The 12,982-nt window shown below is 66.9% G+C and carries 13 protein-coding genes; 2 read left to right on the forward strand and 11 right to left on the reverse strand.

The genetic code is table 11. From position 1 onward, the window contains the following. Nucleotides 1-3: 3 nt before the first annotated feature. The 10 genes from rfbC to ACF8LI_RS00940 form a co-directional block, all read right to left on the reverse strand. The gene (gene rfbC, locus ACF8LI_RS00895) at nt 4-552 is read right to left on the reverse strand and encodes a dTDP-4-dehydrorhamnose 3,5-epimerase (protein ID WP_392411695.1); all 549 of its coding nucleotides are present in this window, start codon (nt 550-552) and stop codon (nt 4-6) included. Then, nucleotides 549-1,439 (reverse strand): glucose-1-phosphate thymidylyltransferase RfbA, encoded by an 891-nt coding sequence (gene rfbA / locus ACF8LI_RS00900; RefSeq protein WP_088166014.1) that lies wholly within the window; start codon nt 1,437-1,439, stop codon nt 549-551. The genes rfbC and rfbA overlap by 4 nt, the downstream gene beginning before the upstream one ends. 41 nt (nt 1,440-1,480) lie before the next feature. Continuing rightward, the gene (gene rfbD, locus ACF8LI_RS00905) at nt 1,481-2,383 is read right to left on the reverse strand and encodes a dTDP-4-dehydrorhamnose reductase (protein ID WP_374006164.1); all 903 of its coding nucleotides are present in this window, start codon (nt 2,381-2,383) and stop codon (nt 1,481-1,483) included. After that, nucleotides 2,380-3,450 carry a dTDP-glucose 4,6-dehydratase gene (gene rfbB / locus ACF8LI_RS00910; protein WP_016446490.1) on the reverse strand — a complete coding sequence of 357 codons (1,071 nt, stop codon included), beginning with the start codon at nt 3,448-3,450 and terminating at the stop codon, nt 2,380-2,382. The genes rfbD and rfbB overlap by 4 nt, the downstream gene beginning before the upstream one ends. 164 nt (nt 3,451-3,614) lie before the next feature. Then, on the reverse strand, nt 3,615-4,838 hold the full coding sequence (fabB, locus tag ACF8LI_RS00915) for a beta-ketoacyl-ACP synthase I (RefSeq protein WP_016446491.1): 1,224 nt from the start codon (nt 4,836-4,838) through the stop codon (nt 3,615-3,617). After that, nucleotides 4,835-5,359: a bifunctional 3-hydroxydecanoyl-ACP dehydratase/trans-2-decenoyl-ACP isomerase gene (gene fabA / locus ACF8LI_RS00920; RefSeq protein ID WP_016446492.1), complete on the reverse strand. Its 525-nt coding sequence runs from the start codon at nt 5,357-5,359 to the stop codon at nt 4,835-4,837. The genes fabB and fabA overlap by 4 nt, the downstream gene beginning before the upstream one ends. Nucleotides 5,360-5,537: 178 nt before the next feature. Further along, complete coding sequence (lnt, locus tag ACF8LI_RS00925; protein WP_392411697.1) at nt 5,538-7,145, reverse strand: apolipoprotein N-acyltransferase; 1,608 nt, start codon at nt 7,143-7,145, stop codon at nt 5,538-5,540. Between the two features lie 91 nt (nt 7,146-7,236). After that, entirely contained in the window at nt 7,237-8,118 is an 882-nt protein-coding gene (locus ACF8LI_RS00930; protein WP_016446494.1) for an HlyC/CorC family transporter, read from the reverse strand. A gap of 106 nt (nt 8,119-8,224) precedes the next feature. After that, nucleotides 8,225-8,950, reverse strand: coding sequence for a GNAT family N-acetyltransferase (locus ACF8LI_RS00935; RefSeq protein WP_016446495.1), 726 nt, complete (start codon nt 8,948-8,950; stop codon nt 8,225-8,227). 135 nt (nt 8,951-9,085) lie between these two features. Next, nucleotides 9,086-9,568 carry an Lrp/AsnC family transcriptional regulator gene (locus ACF8LI_RS00940; RefSeq protein WP_016446496.1) on the reverse strand — a complete coding sequence of 161 codons (483 nt, stop codon included), beginning with the start codon at nt 9,566-9,568 and terminating at the stop codon, nt 9,086-9,088. Nucleotides 9,569-9,942: 374 nt separating this feature from the next. Here ACF8LI_RS00940 and ACF8LI_RS00945 point away from each other — a divergent pair, with 374 nt between their 5' ends. Then, nucleotides 9,943-11,070 carry a Bug family tripartite tricarboxylate transporter substrate binding protein gene (locus ACF8LI_RS00945; RefSeq protein ID WP_392411699.1) on the forward strand — a complete coding sequence of 376 codons (1,128 nt, stop codon included), beginning with the start codon at nt 9,943-9,945 and terminating at the stop codon, nt 11,068-11,070. A 64-nt stretch (nt 11,071-11,134) separates the two neighbouring features. After that, a complete protein-coding gene (gene phhA, locus ACF8LI_RS00950; RefSeq protein ID WP_016446498.1) occupies nt 11,135-12,046 on the forward strand; it encodes a phenylalanine 4-monooxygenase in 912 nt (303 codons plus the stop codon). Here phhA and ACF8LI_RS00955 read toward each other — a convergent pair. Beyond that, on the reverse strand, nt 11,980-12,969 hold the full coding sequence (locus ACF8LI_RS00955; RefSeq protein WP_047217748.1) for a triacylglycerol lipase: 990 nt from the start codon (nt 12,967-12,969) through the stop codon (nt 11,980-11,982). The genes phhA and ACF8LI_RS00955 overlap by 67 nt on opposite strands. Nucleotides 12,970-12,982 lie beyond the last annotated feature (13 nt).

The raw sequence follows: 12,982 nt of genomic DNA on the forward strand, positions 1-12,982 counted from the left end.
GGCTCAGGCCAGCTCGGCATACGCCAGCAGCGGCTGCTTGAGATCCTTGTCCGACAGCGACAGCTCCACATCGAGCTGCGGCCACTGCACACCGATGGCCGGGTCGTCCCAGGCAATGCCGCGATCGGCCTGGGGCGCGTAGAAGGCCGTGGCCTTGTAGAGGAAGTCGGCGCTGTCGCTGAGCACCACGAAACCGTGGGCAAAGCCTGGGGGCACCCACAGCTGGCGGTGGTTGTCTTCCGTCAGTTCGGCGCCCACCCATTGGCCGAAGGTGGGCGAGCCCTTGCGGATGTCCACGGCCACGTCGAACACGGCGCCGCGCACCACGCGCACGAGCTTGCCCTGGGCATGGGGCGGCAGCTGGTAGTGCAGGCCGCGCAGCACGCCTTTCTTGCTGCGGCTGTGGTTGTCCTGCACGAACTGGTGGTCCGTGCCCGTGGCCTGGTTGAAGGCCTGCTGGTTGAAGCTTTCGAGGAAGAAGCCGCGATCGTCACCAAACACCTTGGGCTCGATCAGCATCACCTCGGGGATGGCCAGGGGTGTTGCCTTCATGCGTGCACCTTTTCCTTGAGGATCTGCAGCAGGTACTGGCCGTAGCCATTCTTGGCCAAGGCCTGGCCCAGCGTCTCGAGCTGGGCGCGATCTATCCAGCCCTGGCGGAAGGCGATCTCCTCCGGACAGGAGACCTTCAGGCCCTGGCGCTGCTGCAGGGTGGCAATGAACTGGCCAGCCTCCAGCAGGCTGTCATGCGTGCCCGTGTCCAGCCAGGCATAGCCACGGCCCATGAGTTCCACATTGAGCTGGCCCTTGTCCAGGTACAGGCGGTTGAGGTCGGTGATTTCCAGCTCGCCGCGCGCCGAGGGCTTGATGGACTTGGCCAGCTCAACGACCTGGTTGTCGTAGAAATACAGGCCCGTGACCGCGTAGTTGCTCCTGGGCTGCTTGGGCTTTTCCTCCAGGGAAAGAACCCGGCCCTGGGCATCGAACTCGGCCACGCCATAGCGTTCCGGGTCCTGCACATGGTAGGCAAACACCGTGGCGCCTTCGCTGCGCGCGTCAGCGCGTTCGAGCAGGCGGGGGAAATCGTGTCCGTAGTAGATGTTGTCGCCCAGCACCAGGGCGCTGGGGGCGCCGGCCAGGAAGTCTTCGGCGATCAAAAAGGCCTGGGCCAGGCCATCCGGGCTGGGCTGGACTGCATATTCGAGCTTCAGGCCCCATTGCGAACCATCGCCCAGCAATTGCTCGAAGCGCGGCGTGTCCTGCGGGGTGCTGATCACGAGGATCTCGCGGATGCCCGCGAGCATGAGGGCGCTCAGCGGGTAGTAGATCATGGGCTTGTCGTAGACCGGCAGCAGCTGCTTGCTGATGGCCAGCGTGGCAGGGTGAAGGCGGGTGCCGGAGCCGCCAGCGAGGATGATGCCTTTGCGTTGCGCGTTCATGGGGTGGGTCCTGTCGTTCGTGCTGAGTCGCGAGACCGCGCTCAGATGATTTCCTGCAGCATGCGGTCCACGCCGGCCTGCCAGTGCGGCAGGCGCAGGCCGAAGGTCTGCTGCAGCCGCTCGGTGTTCAGGCGGGAATTGTGCGGACGCTGCGCCGGGGTCGGAAAGGCGCTGGTGGGCACGGCAGCTATGCGCTGCACCTTCCAGGGCCGGTCGGGCGCGAGTTCGCGGGCGCGGGCGATCACATGGCTGGCGTAGGCATGCCAGGTGGTCTCGCCACCGGCCACCAGATGGTACAGGCCCTGGTCGCCGGGTTGGCGCTGCAGCTGGCGAATGGCATGGGCCGTGACGTCGGCGATGAGGTCCGCGCCCGTCGGTGCGCCCCATTGGTCGTCGATCACGCTCAGTGCTTCACGCTCCTGGGCCAGGCGCAGCATGGTCTTGGCGAAGTTGCCGCCGCGCGCCGCATAGACCCAGCTGGTGCGAAAGATCAGGTGGCGGCAGCCCGAAGCCTGGATCAGCTGCTCGCCTTCGAGCTTGCTGCCGCCATAGACGGACAGCGGCGCCGTGGCCTCGGTCTCCGTGCGCGCAGCGCTGCCGCTGCCGTCGAAGACGTAGTCCGTGCTGTAGTGCACCAGCAGCGCGCCGGTCTGCGCCGCCTCGCGGGCCAGCACCTGGGGAGCCAGCGCATTGAGCAGCCGCGCCTGTTCCGGCTCGCTTTCGGCCTTGTCCACGGCCGTGTGGGCGGCGGCATTGACGATGACATCGGGACGCAGAGCGCGCACGGTCCTTGCGAGTTCATCGAGGCGAGAGAGATCGCCGCACAGGCCCTGGCCACCGGCGTCGCCCTGGCGCTCCAGCGCGACCAACTCGCCCAGCGGCGCCAGGCTGCGCTGCAGCTCCCAGCCCACTTGTCCATTGCGGCCCAGCAGCAGCAGCTTCATGCGCCGGCTCCCTCCGTGTACTGGCGGCTGACCCATTCGCGGTAGGCGCCGGACTGCACATCGGCCACCCACTCGGGATTGTCCAGGTACCACTGCACGGTCTTGCGGATGCCGGTCTCGAAGGTCTCCGCGGGCTTCCAGCCCAGTTCGCGCTCGAGCTTGCGCGCGTCGATGGCATAGCGCCGGTCGTGACCGGGGCGGTCCTTCACATAGGTGATCTGGGCAGCGTAGCTGGTGCCATCGGCCTTGGGGCGCAGCTCGTCGAGCAGCGCGCAGACGGTGTTCACGATCTCGACGTTGGGCTTTTCGTTCCAGCCGCCCACGTTGTAGGTCTCGCCCAGCTTGCCGGCCTCCAGCACGCGGCGGATGGCGCTGCAATGGTCGCGCACATAGAGCCAGTCGCGCACCTGCATGCCATCGCCATAGATGGGCAAAGGCTTGCCGGCCAGGGCGTTGACGATCATCAGGGGGATCAGCTTCTCGGGGAAATGCAGCGGGCCGTAGTTGTTGCTGCAGTTGGTGGTCAGCACGGGCAGGCCGTAGGTGTGATGCCAGGCGCGCACCAGGTGGTCGCTGGCGGCCTTGCTGGCCGAGTACGGGCTGTTGGGTTCGTAGTTATGGTCTTCGGTGAAGGCCGGTGCCGCTGGCGCCAGGCTGCCATAGACCTCGTCGGTGGAGACATGCAGGAAGCGGAAGGCCGCCCTGGCCTCGGCATCCAGCGCGCTCCAGTAGCCGCGCACGGCCTCGAGCAGGCGGAAGGTGCCGACCACGTTGGTCTGGATGAAGTCCTCTGGGCCGTGGATGGAACGGTCCACATGGCTTTCGGCCGCAAAGTTGACCACGGCGCGCGGCTGGTGCTCGGCCAGCAGGCGGGCCAGGACTTCGCCATCGCCGATGTCGGCCTGCACGAAGACATGGCGCGCATCGCCCTGCAGGCTCTCCAGGCTCTTGAGGTTGCCCGCGTAGGTGAGCTTGTCCACGTTGAGCACCGGCTCATCGCCGGCAGCCAGCCAGTCCAGCACGAAATTGGCGCCGATGAAGCCGGCGCCGCCTGTGACAAGAATCATGGTTCAACCTTGCAAAATTTCATTGTTCTTGGTTCGGGGTTCAGGCAGCAGCCTGCAGTGCTGCCTCCCGCGCGACCTGGGCATTGTCGGCGTTCACCAGTGAAAAAGCCCGCAGGAGGCGGGCTTTTTCCTTCAGGACACGCCTTTTACACACCAGGGCGTATTCACTGGCCCTGCCAGCGGCGCAGCACCAGCGAGGCGTTCGTGCCACCGAAGCCGAAGCTGTTGGACAGCACGGTGTTCAACTGGGCATCGCGTGTGCGCGTGACCAGGGGCATGTCGTTCAGCGCGGGATCGGGCGTGTCCACGTTGACCGAACCCGCGATGAAGCCCTTGTTCATCATGATCATGCAGTAGATGGCTTCCTGCACGCCGGTGGCGCCCAGCGAGTGGCCGGTCAGCGACTTGGTGGAGGAGAACGGCGGCACCTGGTCGCCGAACAGCGCGCGCATGGCGCGCACTTCCTGCATGTCGCCCACGGGCGTGGAGGTGCCGTGGGTGTTGATGTAGTCCACGCCGCCTTCGAGGCCTTCAAGGGCCTGCTGCATGCAGGCAATGGCGCCGTCGCCCGAGGGCGCGACCATGTCCTCGCCATCGCTGGTGGCGCCAAAGCCCACGACTTCGGCCAGGATGTTCGCACCCCGGGCCTGGGCGTGCTCCAGGCTTTCCAGCACCACCGCGCCGCCGCCACCTGCGATCACGAAACCGTCGCGGTGGGCGTCATAGGCGCGCGAAGCCTTTTCGGGCTGGTCGTTGTACTTGCTGGACATGGCCCCCATGCCGTCGAACAGCAGTGCCATGCCCCAGGACAGCTCTTCGCCGCCGCCGGCAAACATCACGTCCTGCATGCCCCAGGCGATCTGCTGCGCCGCTGCGCCGATGCAGTGCGCCGAGGTGGAGCAGGCCGAGGTGATGGAGTAGTTGATGCCCTTGACCTTGAAGTTGGTCGCCAGGCAGGCGGACACCGTGGAGCTCATGCAGCGCGTGACCTGGTAGGGCCCGACGCGGCGAATGCCCTTTTCGCGCAGCGTGTCGGCCGCCTCGATCTGGTTGGCCGGCGATCCGCCGCCCGAGCCCATGATCAGGCCGGTACGCGGATGGCTGACCTGCTCGGGAGCCAGGCCGGCCTGGGCGATGGCATCTTCCAGCGCGATCTGCGCATAGGCAGCGGCATCGCCCATGAAGCGCAGCTGCTTGCGATCGATACGTGCCTCGACGTCGATCTCCGGCACACCGGCCACCTGGCTGCGCATGCCCAGTTCGGTGAACTTCGGCATGGCCTTGATGCCCGTGCGCCCCTCGCGCAGCGAGGTCTCCACGGTATCGAGGTCGTTGCCGATGCACGAGACAATGCCCGCGCCGGTGATGACTACGCGACGTTTGGTCATGCTGCCGTTCCCTGGCCTTCACCCTCGCGCAGGAACAGGCCCACGCGCAGGTCATTGGCGACGTAGATTTCCTTGCCGTCGGCCAGCAGGCGTGCATCGCCGATGGCCATGTTGAGCTTGCGCTTGATCACGCGCTTGATGTCGATTTCGTAGGTCACGAGCTTGACGTCAGGACCCACTTCGCCCGTGAACTTGACTTCGCCGGCGCCCAGCGCACGGCCCCGGCCGGGAAGGCGCAGCCAGGTCAGGTAAAAGCCGATCAGTTGCCACATGGCGTCCAGACCCAGGCAGCCGGGCATGACGGGGTCGCCCCGGAAATGGCAGTCGAAGAACCAGAGATCAGGCTTGATGTCGAGTTCGGCGACGATCTTGCCCAGGCCGTGGGCGCCACCATCCGTGTCGATGTGCGTGATGCGGTCGAACATCAGCATGGGAGGCAGTGGCAGACGCCCGCTGTCTGCGGAAAACAGCTTGCCTTCGCCCGAAGCGATCAGTTGCTCATACGAAAAAGAATCGGCCATTGTCTAACTTGCTCCACGGCGGCACTGACGCCACCTCTATCTCTGAATGGGTGCGGCCCGCAGCGGACCATGCAGCCGCGCATTATCGGGGCTGAACGTTGCCAGACTGCAACAAAACCCCGAGGCCGCATCAAAACTCTGCCACAAAAGCCACGCCGACCCAGGTCGCGGGACTTGGCTACAGCCCCTGAACCGAGGCCCTGCGGCGGCCGATCCAGGCCACCAGCAGCACCGCCGCAGCAGCGGCGCACAGCGGGACCAGGCCTGCTGCATTCACCCAGCGCGCAAACGGTGTCAAGGCCTCGCGGCCCTGCACACTGGCCTCAAGCACCGCGCGCTCGTAAGGCACCAGCGCGTGCGTCACCACGCCCCGGTGGTCGATGGCCACCGTGGCGCCGGTATTGGTGGCGCGCAGCATGGGGCGCTCGAACTCCAGCGCCCGCATGCGGCTGATGGCCAGATGCTGGTCGATCGCCACGCTGTCGCCAAACCAGCCGATGTTGCTGAAATTCACCAGCACCGTGGGCGCCGTCGCTGCATTGCCGAAATGTGCACCCAGCTCTTCGCCAAACAAATCCTCGTAGCAGATGTTGGGTGACAGCCGCTCGCCAGCCCAGGCCATGGAAGGCTGGCCCAGCGCGCCGCGGTTGAAGTCGCCCAGCGGTATGTTCATCATCTGCGTGAACCAGCGAAACAGCGGCGGGATGAACTCCCCGAAGGGCACCAGATGGTGCTTGTCGTATTGGTAGTCCTGGATCTGGCCAGGCTGCCAGCCCACGACCGAGTTCGTATAGCCGGCCTCTTCCGAGCCCAGCGGGATGCCCAGCAGCGCCGCCTGCCGGCCATCCTTCTTCAGATATGGTTCGCGCAGCAGGTCCAGGTATTCCTCGGGCAACTGCTGGGGCAGCAGGGGCACGGCCGTCTCGGGTGCGACCACCAGCTGCGCCGTGGCCGCGCGCAGCTCCCGCCCGTACCAGCCCAGGGCCAGCGGAATGCCGCTGCCGGCCTCGAACTTCTCATCCTGCGGGATATTGCCCTGCAGCATGGCCACGCTCAGCGCTGGCCGTTCGGCCGATGGTGCATTGATGGCGGCATCGCGAAGCCACCACAGCCCGCCCCAGGCCAGAACCAGGGCCGCCACAGTGGCCGCGCACCGTGCAGGCCGAAGGGCTTGTCCGCCCCGCGAACCGGCCGCCAAGGCGGCCAGCCAATATGCCAGCCAGGACGCCACCGCCCCCGTGCCGTAGACGCCGATCCAGCGCGGCAGCACCGACAGGGGCCCTTCGACGTGGGCATAGCCCCCCGCGCCCCAGGGAAAGCCGGTCCACAGCCAGCCACGCGCCAATTCGGCCAGCAGCCAGACGGCGGCGAAAAGCAAGGCGCCGCCCGCCGTGCTGGTGGGGCGCAGCTTGTGCCAGCCCCAGGCGGCCACCGCGTAGTAGCTGCCCAGGAAGGCCGCAAGCGCCAGCACGGCGGCAACGGCCAGCGGCGCAGGCAGGCCGCCATAGACATGCATGGAGATGAACAGCCACCAGAAGGTGGCCACCAGCCAGGCGGTGGCATAGAGCATGGCCCGCCCCGCCGCCTGGGCCGGGCGCTGTGCCGTCTGCAGGGCGCGTGCCAGCACGGCCAGCGACAGAATCTGCAGCCACCACAGCGGGCGGCCATAGCCGCCGACCAGGCTCAGCGGCCCGTCGCCCTGGCCGCGCGCCCAGGGCCAGGCCAGCGACAGGGCCTGGGCTGCACCCGCAAGCAGCAGCAGCACGCCCACGGCGAGCCGGCTCATGCGCCGGCCGTCTTGCGAAAAAGCGGAAGAACTGGACAGGGGCATCGGCCAGGTACGGGAGAGATGTCGGTGGGGATAGAAAGGGGCAGCCTCAGCTGCGCAGCAGACTGTCGGCTGCGGGATCGCGCACCACCTTGAACCAGCGCACGGCGCCGCCCTTGGTGTGCAGCACGGTGAATTCCAGGCCGGCCAGATGGATCTGCTCGCCGCGCTTGGGCACATGGCCCATTTCGTGGGCGATCAGGCCTCCGATGGTGTCGAACTCATCTTCGGGATCGCGGGCATGCAGGGCGACCTCGAAGGCTTCGTTCACATGCTCGATGGTGGTGTCGCCCGCCACGCGGTAGCTGTTGTCGGCCAGGGCGAAGATGTCGCCCTCGTCCTCGGGGATGTCGAACTCGTCCTCGATCTCGCCGACGATTTCCTCCAGCACATCCTCGATGGTCACCAGGCCTGCCACGCGGCCGAACTCGTCGATGACCACGGCCAGATGGTTGCGGTTGCCCCGGAACTCGCGCAGCAGATCATTCAGGCCCTTGCTCTCCGGCACGAAGGCGGCGGGGCGCAGCAGGGCGCGGATGTTCAGGTCCGGTGAACGCTGCAGCTTGAGCAGGTCCTTGGCCAGAAGGATGCCGATGATGTTCTCGCGCTCGCCCTGGTAGACCGGGAAACGCGAATGTGCAGTGGTGATGACCTGGTGCAGCAGTTCATCGAACGGAGCGTCGATGTTGACCAGGTCCATGCGAGGGGCTGCGACCATGACGTCGCCGGCCGTCATGTCGGCCATGCGTATCACGCGTTCGAGCATGACGCGGGACTCGGGGCCGATGACCTGGTTGTCCTCGGCGTCGGCCAGGGTCTCGATCAGCTCGTCAGGAGAGTCAGGGGCCGGGTGGATGAACTCGGCCACCTTTTGCAGGAAGCTTCGCTTGCTTTCCTTCTCGGAAGAGCGCGCAGGATGGGGGTCGGACACTGTCTTGGAGTGCAGGACGTGCGGTAGTGAAACAAGCCGCAAGGATAGCGGATTGCTCCGTCACCCCTGCATGCGCTGCGCCAATTCCCTTTGCGGCGTTTTGCGCCTATTCGCCGGCCTGGTGGCGGCCATCCTGCACGCCACGGCGGATTTCCTGCACGTCGGCCAGGAAATCCCAGAACTGCTTGGCCTGCTTCTTGAGCTGGTAGTCCACCTCGCCGATGTGCTCGGTCATCAGCGACGCCATGTGCGTGTCGATGCCGGCGGGCGGCAGCTGCAGGTAGGCCTCGGACTCGGAGCCATCGCGCTTGATGGTGGCGCCGGCCTTGCGCGCAATCTTGAGCATGGCCGTGTTCTCCGACAGCGCGTGGATGAACATCATGGACACGCCCTTGGTGCGTGCATGGATCACCGCGCGGTTGAACAGGCGCCCGCCGTAGCCGCGGCCGCGTGCCTGCTTGAGCACGGAAACGCCGAATTCGGCGCAGCTCTTGTGCTCGGGATGCGAGGCAAAGGCCAGATGCGCCATGGCGATCAGCTCGAGCCGGCGGTTGTAGATGCCGAAGATGTCGTCGCGCTCGAAATCAAGCTGCATCGCATAGCGGCGAACCTGCTCGTCGCTGGCCGCATAGCCAAAGCGCAGGTAGCGGTCGCCTTCATCGAGCTTGAGCAAATGCGCCACCACGCGTTCGCGGTGGGACGGGCCCAGCGAACGAATGGGCACCATGGACGCGGAGCGCCCATCGGGACGGTGCGGCTGGCCTGCGCTCGCACGCAACATGTCCCGGCCGGCCTGCCAGGACGCCTTCAACCAGTCTTTGGATGCATTCATGGCTCAAATATAGGTAAAAACCCGAGGTCGAGCAACGAAGATATTGCAATGCAACAAAACCGTAAGGTTTTGGCATGCAAACCAATTCCCCCTCCCTGCAACACCCAACGGCCTGGCGCCTGTCGAGCCCGAAGGCTACAAAGGCACGGCCGTGGTCACCTTGACGCGGTCCATCACGAAACTGGTCTTGCAATCCTGCACGCTGGGATGCTTGAGCAAGGTGTCCATGACGAAGCGCGTGTAGTGCTGCATGTCGGCCACGACCACACGCATCAGATAGTCCATCTCCCCGGTCAGCGACACGCACTCCACCACTTCGGGCCAAGTCTGCACGCTGGCGCGGAACACGTCCATGGGGTTGCGCTTGCTGGTCTCGGTGTACTTCTCCAGGCGCACGTTGAGATAGGCGGTCAGCCCCAGGCCCACGGTCTCCGGCTGGACCAGGGCCACATAGCGGTCGATCACGCCGCTGTCTTCCAGGCGCTTGACCCGGCGCAGCACGGCACTGGGAGACAGGCCGACCTGCTCCCCGATGACGTCATAGGTTTCCCGGCCGTTGGCCTGCAGGCGGCGCAAAATGGCCCGATCCAGTTTGTCGATGGTGTGCGTGGCGCTCATGGCGGTGGACTCGTAAATAAGTACGGATTTCTTCAGGGTTAACCCGAATTAACCAGTTAAATTGCGATAAACGAAAGAATCCCGCAATTTTCATGCATTCTGCATTTTCCCACCAAGGGCAAACGGCAAAAAGCTGAAGCCCCTCCCGCCTACAGTGACAGCACTGATCGCAAGCCCGCAGGCCATGCCTGGGGCGCCCGAAACACTGTCCTGCACGAAAAGGCCGGAGACCCCCATGAAAGCCCCGCTGAACCTGGCCCAGTTCCCCGCCCGCGCACAGACGGCCCGGCGCGCGCAGGACATGGGCGCGTGCGGCCTCAGCGGCAGTCGGCGCTGCCTATACTGCGGGGATCGCCTCCATTTCGCTTCACGCCATGACGCCCCGCCACGACGCCACCCGCGCCATGCCACGCCATGCCCGTGCATCTGCGCCAGTACGTGCACCTGCGGCAGCCGGCCCGCAGCCGTCGGCCCGGATGGCGCGGCGCAGCCTGCTGGCGGCCCTGGCCGCCCTGCCCTGGCTGCCGGCTTCGGCACAGCCCCAGCCGCCCCAGCCGCCCCCGACAGCCTCGACAGCCTTGACAGCCCCGGCGCGCGACGCGAAATCCGACGCCCTGACCCTGATCGTTCCCTATGCAGCCGGCGGGCCCCTGGACCGCACGGCGCGTCCTCTGGTCGAGGCCAGCTCCGCGAAGCTGGGGGCCATCCACATTCTTTACGTGCCGGGCGACGGCGGCGCCAAGGGCTCGAACATGGTGGCCCAGGCCACGGCCCAGGACCGCTTGCTGCTGATGGGCGCGGCCGCCACGCACGCCGTGCTGCCCTGGCTGCAGCCCCAGCTGGGCTACGACCCGCTGCGCGACTTCCAGCCGCTGGTGCTGGTGGCGCGCATGCCCAATGTGCTGGTGATGCGCAGCGATCTGGCGCGCCAGTGGCGCATACGCACGGCGCTGGACCTGCAGCGCTTTCTTGCCAAGCACCGCCAGCCGCTGCGCTATGCCTCGGGCGGGCCGGGCAGCAGCGGGCACCTGTCGGGCGAGATGTACCAGATGCTCACGCGGCTGCCGCTGCTGCATCTGCCGTTTGGCGGAACGCAGCCGGCGCTGTCGGCCCTGCTCGACGGATCGGCCGATCTGCTGTTCGACAGCCTGGCGTCCTCGCTGCCGCACATCCGTGCAGGCCGGCTGCAGGCCCTGGCCGTGACCACGCTGGAACGCGTGCCGCTGCTGCCCGAGGTGCCCAGCCTCAACGACACGGTACCGGGCTTCAACCTCGCCAACTGGTTCGGCCTGTTCGCGCCTGCCGGCTGGCCCGCCGACCTGGCCCAGCGCCATGCCGCCGTGTTCTCGAAGGCCATGCGCAGCAGTCCGGTGCAGGAAACGCTGACCGCCATGGGCGTGCTGCCCGAAGACCTTCAGCTGCAGGAGTTCGCGCGCTTTGTGCGCTCCGAGCACAGCAAATACGGCCTGCTGGTGCAGGCCGCCCGAATCCGCCAGCTTTGAGCCGCGCAGGTGCCTTGCCTGCCCCCGGCCCGGGGCAGCAATGACAAGATCCCTGGAGAGCACCATGATGAGCACCGCAGCGACCCCCACCTCGTCCCACGCCCCCGCCCACGCCCCCGGTGTGGCACCCGTGGTCTACGGCCAGGCCGACCGCCCCCCGCGCGGCGACTACAGCCGCGCCAGCGACGACTACACCTGCGCGCAGGACTACGACGCCTACACCGAGGCCGACCACGACACCTACCGGCGCCTGTACGAACGCCAGTCCGCCCTGCTGCCGGGACTGGCCAGCCAGCACTTCATCGACGCCCTGCCCTCGCTGGGCGCCAAGGACCGCATTCCGCGCTTCGAGGAAGTCAACGAGCGCCTGCGCCGCGCCACGGGCTGGGAGATCGTCGGCGTGCCGGGCCTGATTCCCGAGGTGCCCTTCTTCTCGCTGCTGGCCAACCGCAAATTCCCGGTCACGGACTGGATCCGCAAGCCCGAGGAGTTCGAGTACATCGTCGAGCCCGATGTCTTCCATGACCTCTTCGGCCATGTGCCGCTGCTGTTCAACCCCGTCATCGCCGACTACATCCAGGCCTATGGCCAGGGCGGGCTCAAGGCCGCCGAGCTGGGCGCCTGCGAGATGCTGTCGCGCCTGTACTGGTACACCATCGAGTTCGGGCTGATCCGCGAGCAGGGCGGCCTGCGCGCCTACGGCGCGGGCATTCTGAGTTCTTCGGGCGAGCTCAACTACTCGGTGCGCAGCCCCGAGCCGCAGCGCCTGCCGCTGTCGCTGGAGCGCGCCATGCGCACGCTCTACAAGATCGACACCTACCAGCACACCTACTTCGTGATCGACGACCTGCAGCAGCTGTTCGACCTCACGGCCGCCGATTTCGAGCCGCTGTACCGCCAGCTGCGCGATCAGCCGACCATCGCGGCCGATGCGCTGCTGCCCGGTGAAGTGGCCCTGCAGACTTCCGCGTCCTGAAGCCGCTCGCGCAGCTCCAGGCAAAAGCGCCAGACGCGCTCGTCGAACACCAGCTGCACATGGGCCACGTCGTCCAGGCGGTGCGCGTGCTGCCCTGGCAGCGTGGCCACGGGGAAGGGAAAGACGATGTTGTCGCAACAGCTCCACCAGCAGCTGAAGGCCACCTCGGGCGGCGGCGGCCCCAGGCGCTGAAGCCAGGGACTGTCCTCGCGCATCTGAAGCGCCGGCAGGCCATGGGCGAAGCGCGCCATCCAGGTGCCGCGGTGCGGCGTGGCCAGGGTCACCACATGGGCAGCCAGTTGCCGGCGCTCCTGCGCGGACAACCGGCCCAGCCAGGCACGCACCACCAGTCCGCCCATGCTGTGGGCCACGATCAGCGGCGCCCGCCCCGTGGCCTGGGCCATGCGGCGTGCGCAGGCATCGAGGTCGGCCACCATGGCGTCGATGGATGCGCCGTGCGCCGGCTCCAGCGTCATGGCCGCGCAGGCAATGCCGCGTTCCTTGAGCCGCCGCAGCCATGGCGCCCAGACCGCGCGATTGCAGAAGAAACCGTGGACCAGCACCATGCCGACCTGGCCTGTGACCGGGCTTGCGTTTTGTCCTGCGGCCGGGTCACCTGGCCAGCCATCGGCCTCGGCATGGACCCGGAAGGGCAGGCGCCAGCCAAACACCTGCACGGCCAATGCCCACTCGGCGAGCCAGGCTGCCGCCACCGTGCGCCAGGCGGGCACGGGTGCGCCGGCCTTGCGCACCACGCGGCGCATCAACACCATCTGCAGGCCCAAGTGCAGGCCCGGCCAGCACAGGCCCGGCAGCGCTCCTGCCAGCGCCAGCCCGCGCGATTCCGGCCACCACCATGCCAGCCAGGCCATGGCGCCGGCCAGCGTGCCCAGCGCCACCATTTGCAGAATGCGTGCGTTCACGGCAGCCCGCCCT

Source organism: Delftia sp. WSY_12, assembly GCF_043104645.1.
Lineage (GTDB): Bacteria > Pseudomonadota > Gammaproteobacteria > Burkholderiales > Burkholderiaceae_C > Comamonas > Comamonas tsuruhatensis.

What these genes read in the sequence shown, in the direction of transcription:
- phhA (WP_016446498.1), top strand. Translation starts at nt 11,135, where the DNA reads ATGATGAGCACCGCAGCGACCCCCACCTCGTCCCACGCCCCCGCCCAC.
- rfbC (WP_392411695.1), bottom strand. Translation starts at nt 552, where the DNA reads ATGAAGGCAACACCCCTGGCCATCCCCGAGGTGATGCTGATCGAGCCC.
- ACF8LI_RS00935 (WP_016446495.1), bottom strand. Translation starts at nt 8,950, where the DNA reads ATGAATGCATCCAAAGACTGGTTGAAGGCGTCCTGGCAGGCCGGCCGG.
- fabB (WP_016446491.1), bottom strand. Translation starts at nt 4,838, where the DNA reads ATGACCAAACGTCGCGTAGTCATCACCGGCGCGGGCATTGTCTCGTGC.
- rfbD (WP_374006164.1), bottom strand. Translation starts at nt 2,383, where the DNA reads ATGAAGCTGCTGCTGCTGGGCCGCAATGGACAAGTGGGCTGGGAGCTG.
- rfbB (WP_016446490.1), bottom strand. Translation starts at nt 3,450, where the DNA reads ATGATTCTTGTCACAGGCGGCGCCGGCTTCATCGGCGCCAATTTCGTG.
- rfbA (WP_088166014.1), bottom strand. Translation starts at nt 1,439, where the DNA reads ATGAACGCGCAACGCAAAGGCATCATCCTCGCTGGCGGCTCCGGCACC.
- ACF8LI_RS00940 (WP_016446496.1), bottom strand. Translation starts at nt 9,568, where the DNA reads ATGAGCGCCACGCACACCATCGACAAACTGGATCGGGCCATTTTGCGC.
- fabA (WP_016446492.1), bottom strand. Translation starts at nt 5,359, where the DNA reads ATGGCCGATTCTTTTTCGTATGAGCAACTGATCGCTTCGGGCGAAGGC.
- ACF8LI_RS00945 (WP_392411699.1), top strand. Translation starts at nt 9,943, where the DNA reads ATGACGCCCCGCCACGACGCCACCCGCGCCATGCCACGCCATGCCCGT.
- lnt (WP_392411697.1), bottom strand. Translation starts at nt 7,145, where the DNA reads ATGAGCCGGCTCGCCGTGGGCGTGCTGCTGCTGCTTGCGGGTGCAGCC.